This is a genomic window from Sanguibacteroides justesenii (genome assembly GCF_003204205.1).
Lineage (GTDB): Bacteria > Bacteroidota > Bacteroidia > Bacteroidales > Marinifilaceae > Gabonibacter > Gabonibacter massiliensis.
In genome coordinates, this window is the sequence record NZ_QJPL01000002.1 from 430,001 (window position 1) to 441,077 (window position 11,077).

Consider the following 11,077-nt stretch of genomic DNA (forward strand, 5'->3'; position numbering starts at 1 on the left):
TAAATTAGGGTTCATGCCTGTTTCTCGAAATTTGGGAAAGGATCCGGGAAATTGTTCCGGATCTTTTCGTTTGTCTGCCCCCTGTATTTTCGAATGTATTGAAAGGTACTATTGATGTCCGCGTGTCCTAAATGCGCTTGTAGGTCCTTGATTGTAACTTCTCCTTTATCGAGTAAGAATCCGGCTCCCGTGTGCTTAAGGCTGTATAGCTTGTAATCCTTGCTTAATCCTAATTCGTCTCGTATCTCGTTAAATCTAACTCGTAACGAATTAATACCGATTTGCCGTGTGCCGGGTTCCCTGTTTCTTGAAAATATGAAATAATCTCGATTTACAGCTTGTAATTTGTACATGCGTGTAATTATATTGTAGAATTGTTCAGGAATGGCTATAATTCGCTCACGCGAGTTTTTCGCGTAACATGCTTTTATCGTTATCGTTTTTGCCCAGAAATTTATGTGTTTCACTTGTAATGTACGTAATTCTAACCCGGGGCGAATCGCGCAAAAATATTGCATCAAGCATGCAAGATACAATTGTTTATCTTTTTTTTCGATCGTTTGTAATAGCACTTCGAGGTCAGGGGGAAGAATGGGAGAAGGGGCGTTATCTTTTGTTTTTTCCCCTAACGGGATGTTGTATACCGGGGACTTGTAAATTCTTTTTTTCTCTATCATGGAATTGAAGAACATGGACAAGATAATCTTGTAATTATTCACGGATCGTTTATCGAGTTGTTTTTTTTCTATAAGTTCCTGAAAGAATTTTAGTATCACTTTATTGTCAATTGCCGTTATATCATTTTCATCGAGTTTATTTTTTATAATAAACCCGTGAAATACTCGCATTCTTGATTGATACGTTTGATAAGATTTCTTTTTTAAAGATAGTTTTCTCTCTGCCAGGAAGTCTGATAACAATCTTCTGATCGTGTTGTTAGATTTTCTTTTTTTACTGTAAGATTGATTTTCATGCTGATAGTTAATTTCATCCTCGTACACGGATTCCGGATCTTTCCAGGGAAGCCATCCTGCTTTTAATTTTCGTGTTATTTCCCGGATTAATTTATCGGCATGTTTCTTTTTTTGCATTATAGTCCCCTCGGAAAATCCTTTTTCAATTTTCTGTGGAACAAGTTTTCCCGTTTCGGGGTTCCGGACCGAGTAATAAATATACCATCTGCCTTTTGGCGTTTTTCTTAATTGGGGTTTTGTCGCGATTTTCTTTTCCATAAGATTAACTTTTAAAATTCCCCAACTTTAAAAAGAAAAATTATGGTCTCGAAAATTATACAATCCCACTCGAAAATATAACAGTCTGATTGTCAGACTGTTACGTGAGTATTGTGGAGAATAACGGAATCGAACCGTCGACCTTTTGACTGCCAGTCAAACGCTCTAGCCAACTGAGCTAATTCCCCGTTTGCGGTGCAAATATAGATAAAAATCCGGAAATATGAAATTTAAGGCGAGAAGAATTTTTTATTAAAAATGCGTAGCTTCCGTTTTGATCTACAACAATCAATGATTAATACAAATTTTTCAGATTTCAATAATACTACTGGCGGAAGAAGAAAGGTTAAATATAGTTACTGTATTACAGTGCCTTAAATGGTGTTTGTGTTTTCTCTTGTTTTTCGTAGTTACAGGTGTTATAATCTTTTCTCGTGGAAATGGGGGAGGGTAAGATTGAGGTATGATCGAGTATGCAGGTGATAGAGTTTTATCGTTGGAGAAAATTTCCCCGAATTTTCGTGGCTATCGGGTCTGGTATGAATGATTTACAGGTATAATGGTAGAGTAATTGAGATGCAAAATTGTCATATATTTTATTTTTGTAAATGTAAGTTGTATATTTGCTCCAAAGAGTTTAATGATGGCGTGTATTAAGGGCAAAAATGGAACAATGGATTATGTGTGGATTTTTGAGCAATACTATCGGGGATTGGCTTATTTTGCGTACCGCTTGTTGAAGGATAGAGAGGCGGGAGAGGATGTGGTTCAGGATGTTTTCGTAATGTTGTTTGAGAAAGGAGTTCCTTTTGAAAAATCCGGTGTGTTAAAATCTTTTCTTTATATTACCGTTCGAAATCGTTGTTTGGATTATCTGAAACATCAAAAAGTGGTAGAGAAACACCAGGCCGATTCGCTTTTAGTCGGTAAAGAGCCGTCTCACGATTCGATATGGGCAGCTCTTGTTGAGTCCGAGACTTTATCCATCGTAAAAGAGGCAATCGATCAATTACCTTGCGAATGTGCAAAGGTTATGCATTTGGTTCTTTTAGAGTATAATAGTATCGAGATAGCTGAAAAATTGGATGTAGAACCCAGTACCGTCCGGGCTCAAAAGCAACGGGGGCTTTTATTACTGAAAAAATATATTCCGCAACATCTTTTTGTTTTCGTGTTCGGAGGTATGATTTGAAAATAGCTATCGGAGATTCGATGACGGAGTCTCTCGACTGTAAAATTTCTTTCATGCCATCCATTTTTGACGGATAGCACTTTAACCCCGTCCCCGGGTGCTATCGTTCAATGTTGAATGTTAAAATTGAAATTCTTTTAGTCACTTATCGGAATATAATCGTTTTGTATATAAAATAGCAAAATATGCAAAACTTGAAAAAATATTACAGTTTGGCACAAAAGATCGCTCGCGGTCTGTTGAACGGAGAGAGTAAGTGGAGGGAGGAGATGGAAGAGGAGGCCGGATTACGGGAAGAGTTGGAATGGCGTTTTTCTCCGGATGAGTTACGGAAGGGACTGGAAATTTTCCGGGAGATCGATGAGGTGGGGGCAATCGTGCGGATAAAGGATCGGTTGAAAAGGAATCGTTTACGAAGGTGGAGTATGGTCGGGGTGAAAGTGGCTGCTGTGCTTGCTTGTGGATTTTTTGTTGTTTTGTGGATGAATGAGGAGCGGGAGCCGGAGCAGAGAGAGCTATGGACAGCCGAGAAATTGAAGACCCCTTATTTGCTTGTCGGGGAGAGCAAGAAAATAGATTTGTTCGATTCCTTAACCATCGTGCAACGAGGAGTTGTGGTTGAAAATAGGGCCGGGGGAAAGTTGTGTTATCGAAGCGCATCGGTTCGAGGCACGGAAGAACCGATTGTAAATAAATTGGTGGTACCGAAAGGATGCGAGTATTACGTGGAGTTGTCGGACGGAACGAAGGTGTGGTTAAATGCCGCGAGTGAGTTGTCCTATCCGGTTTCTTTCAATGCGGTCGAACGGGATGTCGAATTGAGGGGGGAGGCTTACTTTGAAGTAACGAAATCCGAGGTTCCCTTTGTCGTGAAAACCGGAAATATGGATGTCCGGGTTTTGGGAACGGCCTTTAATGTTATGGCCTATGCGGACGAATCGGATGTGGAAGTGACGTTGGAGGAGGGGAGCGTACGAATCCATGCCGATGATAAAGAAGCTCTGTTATCTCCCGGTCAGCAGGCCGTGTTTGAGAAAACGGATTCCATTTTACAGGTAAAGAAGGTAGATACGGAAATTTATACCGGTTGGCGTTCGGGAGAATTCCTGTTCGAGGGAGAGTCTCTGGAAAGGGTGGGGCGTAAGCTTGCTCGGTGGTATGACATGGAGATCGTCGTGGATAGTGTGTTGCGCCATAGATCGTTGAACGGTTCGTTAAAACGTTACGAATCGATCCGAGAATTTCTCGATGTATTGGAGTTGACCAATGAGGTGAAGGTAAATTATCGGGAAGATCGAGTGGAAATTTTATCCAAAAAAAAGTGAGGTAATCGAAAAAATCGGGAGATCTGACCATCCCCCGATTTTTATAGGTTATACCTATATATGTTGTTTAACCCAATTCACAAATTTATGAAAAAAAATCGATTTTCTCCTTTTGGGAGAAGAATTAAGGGATTTTTATCATCTAAACAGATGATGATTATGTTCTTCGGTATGGTGATTTCGTTGCATTCGGGTATGGTTTCGGCACAGAAAGTGACGATCGACGTGAAAAAGGCCTCTTTGGTTTCCGTTTTGGAGGAGATCAAACGCCAGACGGGCTATCGTTATCTTTTCGTGGGGGATCAGGTTCGGGAGGTAAACGATATCACGCTTTCCATGAAAGATCAACCGGTGGAGACCGTTTTGGACTCTTGTCTACGGAATACGATCTGGACCTATGCCATTTCCGATAAGACGATCGTCCTTTCTTTAAGGGCGGGTACGGCGGTAAGTAAATCCAGGCAACCCGTTAAAAATGAGGTGGTGGGAATCGTGAAGGATAAAAAGGGGGTCCCCATGATCGGGGTAACGGTAAAACTTGTAAACACGACGCTGGGGATCTCGACGAATAGTAAAGGTTTTTTTAAGTTGCTTTTGCCGGTAAAGAGCGGAACGTTAGAGTGTTCGTTTATCGGCTATAAGACGCAGAAAGTGGAGTTTACCGAGAAACCGGATACGCTTCGGATCGTAATGACCGAGGACGTGACCGGATTGGACGAGGTACAGGTAATCGCTTACGGGGAGCAGAAGAAGCGTACTGTCATCAGTGCTATCTCTTCCGTGAAAGCCGATGACATCAAGGAGTTGCCCACGCATAGTTTGGAAAGCTTGTTGCAAGGACATATGGCCGGGGTGGAGGTAAACAATCTTTCGGGTGCTCCCGGGGGTGGAGGTTCTATCGTGGCTATCCGGGGATATAACTCGTTTTTCGTGGAAGGAGAAGGTGGAGACCGAGCGTATGGATCTCCTCTTTACGTGGTGGATGGGGTACCAATACAATCGTTTACTTCTCCGATCACGGGAACCAATATGCTCTCTAATTTGGACCCTTCGATGATCGAATCGGTAGAGGTCTTGAAAGATGCGGCTTCAGCAGCGATATACGGCTCCCGGGCCGGAAACGGGGTGATTTTGATTACCACGAAAAAGGGGCGTGTCGGACAGGCGAAGTTCACGGCTAATGTCTCCTATTCGGCTTCGTGGATACCGGAGACTCCCGTGCAGAGCGGCGGTCAATTGGAGCGTTGGCATAATATCCGAGGACTCCGGAATACGATTATTCCTTATCAGGGGAGTGACGGGCACTGGAAGATTCCGACCTCTTACGAGGAAGTGTGGGGTTTTAGAGGAAGCGAATTGAATCAACCGGTTTATGACTGGTTTTGGGGAAATGCTTCTGAAGCCAATCATAGTCAGCGATTGCAGGATAGTTTGAATGTTTTTTACAATAACTCCACGGATTGGTGGAAATATGCTTATCGTACGGCCAAGGTTTATAACGCCAATTTGCAGGCCAGCGGGGGATCGGAAGCCATTCGTTATATGATCGGTGCGGGATATTATAAGGAGGAGGGAATTATGTATGGTAGTGATTTCCAGAGAATAAACGTGATGACGAATCTTTCGGTTAACCCTTCAAAACGGATAAGATTGGATAATTCGTTCTCGCTCTCTTATAGCGATCGAAGTCGGGGAGGAGATAGAACCGGGGCTAAAGTGGAAGGAGTTACAATAAATCCCATGTTTGCCTCGACTCTTCATCCCGGTGAATCTTATATAAAAAAGGAGTTACTTAAAAAATTGAACAGTGTTATACAGAAAAATCATAGTTATGCGGCTCGTTATAACTTGGTATTGGATTATGAAGTTTTACGAAATCTGCATTTGCGTTTGTCGGGAGGGCTCGATTATAACCAGAATAATTTAAATCATTTTGAGCCGAGTACTTTTGACTCTTATCATCATTGGTCGAAATCAGAGGGACAAATCGGGCGAAGTATTTCTTTATTGAATGAAAACCTGTTGAATTATACTTTTTCGATCAAACAGGTTCATAATTTCGATATTTTATTGGGATTGTCTTTTCAAAAAGATCAATCTTATGGTAATGGCGGGTCCGCTCGAAAAGGGCCGAATGATTATGTACATTATGTACAGGGAACGTGGGGTGGTGAAGATGGAGTGGTAAACGTGGCGGACCCCAATAGTAATCAGGAGATATTTCAATCTGCTTTTATCTATACTTCCGATTTTGAAGAAGAACGGATGAATAGCTATTTTGGGCGGTTGACCTATAATTTCAAGGAGAAATACATGCTGGAGGCGACTATTCGTCGGGACGGATCGTCGGTTTTCGGAGAGAAAGTACGTTGGGCTACTTTTCCTTCGGTTGCGGTAGGCTGGGCTTTTTCGGGGGAACCTTGGATGAAAGGGTTGTACTGGTTGAGTTTCGGTAAGATTCGGGCCAGTTGGGGTAAGTCCGGTCAAAAGTTTAGGCAGCGTTATTTGGCTCACGGGTTGATGGCTTCGAGCGATAACATGTTTTTAGGAAACGGGGGAATTGTTCCGGACCGAAAGGGCGGATTGATCAATCGAAAATTGACGTGGGAAGAGACTGATCAGTACGATGTTGGATTGGATGTCAGTCTATTGGATTACCGTATCCGGTTGACTTGCGATTATTATTACCGTTACACGAAGGGACAATTGAATCAAGTGGATCTTCCCGGTAATATCTATTTTCATGGTTTTCAATGGCAAAATGCCCTGGCGGTATCCAATGAGGGACTTGAAGTGGAATTAACGGCCGATATTTTTAGGGAGAGTGCTGTGAAGTGGCGGATGAAATTTAATGCTTCCCGAAATTGGAATCGTTTTAGGAAAAGTCATGACGGATGGGATTTTTCAGGAAATGTATTAGGAAAACCTTTGTACCGGATGAAAGTGTATAAGACTGACGGATTCTTTAATGCCATGGAGGAAATTCCTTACTCTTACACGGAGGCCGACGGAATGCCCAAACCATTGAATTCGGGAAATTACAAGATCTTTTTCCCGGGGACTCGTAAAATCGTCGATTTAAACGGAGACGGGAAGATTGATGAGAAGGACAAATATTATGCGGCCAGCCCGCTTCCCGTGGCGCATGGCGGTTTTATCAACGAGATCACGTGGAAACAGTTCGATTTGAATGTAGTCTTTACCTATTCTTTAGGGCGGCATATCATCAATGCTTATAGTCGATTAAATGTTCAGCCTTCGGAAAAGGAAGGGCCAATTATGGGAGATGTTCGTGAATTCAATTCCTGGACTTTTCCGGGAGGAGGATCTTATGATTTTCCTCATATGCAAATGTATAACGGACTCGCGGGACAATTCAACGGAACAAACGATTGTGATATCGAAAAAGTGCATATGATTCGTTTAAAACAGCTGACCTTGGGATACAATCTACACGATAAAATAGCTAAAAAGGCCGGACTTGCGGGAGTACGTTTGTTCTTAACAATGGAAAATCTGTTTTTACTGACGAATTATTCCGGATTGGATCCGGAAATTGTAAATATTACGAGCGGTATAGATTTCTTAAGTTCTTACCCGCTTCCTCGGAAATTTACAGTCGGTTTGACTATTAACTTTTAAAACGGATGACTATGAAAAATATATGTATTATACTGCTTTTTTTACCGTTTTTTTCCTGTAACGACTGGTTGACGGTCGAATCGGAAAAATCGGTGACCTATATCAATTATTTTAAAAGCGAGCAGGATTTGGAAAACATAATGATTTCCATATTTGGAAATGAGAAAAAGATATTTGCTCCTTTCTATACGAATCATTTAGATATAAGTGGCTTGTTGTGTGACGAGGGAGGGGATTACGAGGGATTTAGAACATTGAATCCTGAAGAGTTTTTCGGTGGAAATATGGATAACTGGGCTATTCATTATAGTGCAATCTACTTGGCTAATATGATGGAAGAAAATCGATTCCGTTTCGAGCATATTTCAGAAGAACGAGCTGATTACTGGATTGCCCAAGCCAATTTTGCCAAGGCTTTGTTTTATTTTGACGTGGTCCGGCAATGGGGGGAAGCTCCTTTGGCTCCGGGGACGGAATCTACGGATGCTTTTGGTAAGAGTTCAATTACTATCCTTTTAGAAGAGGTGATTCGTTGTGCGAATATTGCTTTAAAGCTTCCGACGTATGAAAAGTTAACGGATGCTAACGGTAGTGTGGTAACTTCCAGGCAATATGCCAGTTTGGGTACGGTTCACACTCTTTTGGCCAATATTTATGCCTATATGGGAGGAATATCCGGAGATAGAAAATACTGGGAGGAGGCTGAGAAACATGCCTCTTTGGTTATCGATGGAAAGGTTGGGTATTATGATTTGGAACCGGATATTCTCGCTTTGAAAAACAATACATTGGGTGCCGGACGGAAAAGTGTCGAAACAATTTTTAGCATAGAGATCAACGACCGGGACGAAGGACGTTTCTGGAGTGCTATGTTCGAGTGCCGTTATCCCGGTTTATTGCTATTGGATTACCCGTATACAACGACTAATCCGGAGAATATAGAGTCAAATTATCGTAAACCTACCGTGTATGTCTCTACGATTGAAGATCTCTACGAAAGAGGGGATCAAAGATTGAAGGAATATTGGTATAAGTTGGGAGAAGTCGGTTATTGGCAACCTACTGATTGGGATGATGATGGAATCGTAATCGATTCGACTTGGAAAATTTCCGATTATGCCTTTTTAGATAAATGGAACAAGGAAATTCGGAGTGTAAATCCTGCAGTAATAGAAGGGGGAGATGCTCCCTTGTTGGCAATGGACGGAAACCGGGTGGTTTGGAGATTGGCCGATTTAATATTGCTTCGGGCAGAGTGTCGGGCTCGTTTGGGAATGGAAACAGCGGTAAATGATTTGAATCGTATTCGTAATCGGGCCGGCTTGAATGATTACTCGGGATCAACCGATCCGGAAGCACTTCGAAAAGAGATTTTCCATGAGAGGGAAAGAGAGTTATTTGGTGAGGGAGTACGTTATTACGATATTGTGAGGAACGGTTATTTCCGGGAACAATTGTCTTGGGCTTATGCCGCGTTAACCGATGAAGAGGTTAAAGACGGGGCGTTGTATCTTCCCGTACCGAGAAATGCGTTTGATAAGAATCCATTAATGAAACAAAATATCTATTGGTCATGGCGTCAGAAATAAAAAATATAGGTAAAAGTATAGCGATCGTAATGGCAGTGGTTTTCGCTTCCTGCACGAAATACGGTTATATCGACGGAGGTACGGCGAACGGAATCCACGATTGTACGATGTGGGAGTATTTTCAAACGGATAGTTATAATTGGGATTCGACGATTATCATGATCGAGCATGCCGGATTAAAGTCTCTTTTCGACGGGACAGGAGAACATAAACAGATCACTTTTTTCGGATTAACCAGTCCGAGTATTCGACGTTATCTGTTGGAAAACGGTTACGATCGGGTGACTGATATTCCGGAGGGGAAATGTAAGGATATTTTGCAAAAATTGGTTGTTCCCCGACGTTTGATATTAAAAAATATTCCTTTCGGTAATCGCGTAAATAGAGGAGGAGCCGAGTTTACAGAATATGACGGGATGACGTGTCCTGCACTTCGGGGAGAGTTGTTTTTATGGACGTTCCGGCAGACATACGAAGGGGTACAACAGGCGGGAGCCGTAGTATTGAATTTAGCCAGCCGAAACGTGCAAGGAGCAAGAAACGAAGTGATTGCTTCATCGGATATTCAGACAACCACGGGAGTGGTTCACTCGCTTAATTATGATTTTAAGTTTAGAAACTTTTAAAATAAGGTACGATGAAAAAAATAGTATACTTATTGGTTTGGGCCGGAATGTTTGTCATGACAGCCTGTAATGATATGGAAGTCGGGTTTCTGGTTGCAGATACCGCTGCCTACCAAAAAGATTCTTTAAGTTTGTATAATATGCAAAAAAGGCTTCAGGAGCTGACGACTCTACAGAATCAGTTTTATGAACAGGCAGGACCTTTAATGGAAGAAAGAGATTATTGGAAAGAGCAAGCGCAGGAAAAACGATATGAATTGTGGGATTTCGACGATTACGAGATTGCTCCGGTTGAAGAAGCATTGGAGGCGACGACGGATCCGGATCAACGTGCGGAGCTTCAAGAACTGTTAGACGAATTGTATGAGAAACGAGAGATAATAAGGAAGGAATGGCAAGATTTGCAGAATAAATCTACTGATCTCGATAGAAAAATTCGGCAAATCGCTATCGATATGGGAATCGGTTCGGAAAGGGAGTTGAATAATAAGATATCGAAACTGAAAAACACGATGGAGTATAAAATTCCCTGGGTGACTCCGCCGATGGAATCGGTTTTCGGGACAGAGCCGTTGATTTATTCCATCGTCGAGGTGAAAAACGAAAATCCGGCCAACGCTGAACTTTTCCGGAAAAGCCTGACCATTATCGGTGGTGGCCGAATGTATGTGGATCAGAACGTGCAAGCTCCCCCGGGACGTTATGTTGTTTCTGTCATGATTAAAAATGAGGGATACTCGAAAGTTTTGAAAGATGTCTTTACGTTTATTATCGAGGAAGGGGATGAGATTGACGATTAACCAGGTGATTGTAGATTAAGTGATTGAGAAAGTCAGGCACGGGTGTTTTATTCGAAAATGATTCTTAATTATAATTCGTAGATGCTTGTTCGCGGGGATTTATGGTTGGCGATGGAAGAGATTCTATCGCGAATCATAAAACCGTGAAATGATTCTGGGATTAAGGGATTAAAGTGATTCAGTGATTAGAAAGATTGCCGATTTTAGATTAAAAGGATTAAGTGATTCACTAATTGGGTGATTCAGGTAAGGAAAATCGCTTTTTTGACTTTTGATTGGAAATAAACGGATAGCGTGAGCTTATGAAAAGGACAATAAAAATTATCGGTAGTGTATGGATCATTTGTGGCTTGGTAATGATTTTAAGTGCAGGTGGTGAAAAGCGATATAACGTTTCTCAATCCAATGAAGATCTGATGCCTTCTTGCAAATACTCGTGTGATGTATATAAAATTCTTTTTTTAAATCAGGATTCTTTGGTTATACAATATGTTCCTAAAAGAGGAGAAGTTATGATAGGAGGAGGTCCTGTTACATATAAACGAATAATCAATTGATGATTAATGGATTAAATGATTAGGCGAATAAGCGAAAAAGTCACATAATTATATAATTTCAGAATCACTGAATTTTTCAATCTACAATTTAAAATTTACAATTATTACATATTA

General features: G+C 41.5%; 8 protein-coding genes and 1 tRNA gene. 7 read left to right on the top strand and 2 right to left on the bottom strand.

The window, feature by feature from the left end:
• Positions 1 to 11: 11 nt before the first annotated feature.
• On the bottom strand, positions 12 to 1,232 hold the full coding sequence (locus tag DMB45_RS04830) for a tyrosine-type recombinase/integrase (RefSeq protein ID WP_110688510.1): 1,221 nt from the start codon (positions 1,230 to 1,232) through the stop codon (positions 12 to 14).
• Positions 1,233 to 1,346: 114 nt separating this feature from the next.
• A tRNA-Ala gene (locus DMB45_RS04835) sits at positions 1,347 to 1,420 on the bottom strand.
• Between the two features lie 485 nt (positions 1,421 to 1,905).
• Here DMB45_RS04835 and DMB45_RS04840 point away from each other — a divergent pair.
• From DMB45_RS04840 to DMB45_RS04870, 7 genes are all read left to right on the top strand, one after another.
• Positions 1,906 to 2,424, top strand: a complete 519-nt coding sequence (locus DMB45_RS04840; protein ID WP_041505191.1) for a sigma-70 family RNA polymerase sigma factor — start codon at positions 1,906 to 1,908, stop codon at positions 2,422 to 2,424.
• Between the two features lie 185 nt (positions 2,425 to 2,609).
• Entirely contained in the window at positions 2,610 to 3,749 is a 1,140-nt protein-coding gene (locus tag DMB45_RS04845; protein ID WP_041505190.1) for a FecR family protein, read from the top strand.
• 150 nt (positions 3,750 to 3,899) lie between these two features.
• Positions 3,900 to 7,391: a SusC/RagA family TonB-linked outer membrane protein gene (locus DMB45_RS04850; protein WP_110688533.1), complete on the top strand. Its 3,492-nt coding sequence runs from the start codon at positions 3,900 to 3,902 to the stop codon at positions 7,389 to 7,391.
• A gap of 11 nt (positions 7,392 to 7,402) precedes the next feature.
• Positions 7,403 to 8,980 (top strand): RagB/SusD family nutrient uptake outer membrane protein, encoded by a 1,578-nt coding sequence (locus DMB45_RS04855; protein WP_041505188.1) that lies wholly within the window; start codon positions 7,403 to 7,405, stop codon positions 8,978 to 8,980.
• Complete coding sequence (locus tag DMB45_RS04860; RefSeq protein WP_052634592.1) at positions 8,965 to 9,606, top strand: hypothetical protein; 642 nt, start codon at positions 8,965 to 8,967, stop codon at positions 9,604 to 9,606. Before DMB45_RS04855 ends, DMB45_RS04860 begins: the two co-directional genes overlap by 16 nt.
• Before the next feature lie 11 nt (positions 9,607 to 9,617).
• Positions 9,618 to 10,406, top strand: a complete 789-nt coding sequence (locus DMB45_RS04865; RefSeq protein WP_052649398.1) for a hypothetical protein — start codon at positions 9,618 to 9,620, stop codon at positions 10,404 to 10,406.
• A gap of 302 nt (positions 10,407 to 10,708) precedes the next feature.
• Positions 10,709 to 10,963 (top strand): hypothetical protein, encoded by a 255-nt coding sequence (locus tag DMB45_RS04870; RefSeq protein ID WP_041505187.1) that lies wholly within the window; start codon positions 10,709 to 10,711, stop codon positions 10,961 to 10,963.
• Positions 10,964 to 11,077 lie beyond the last annotated feature (114 nt).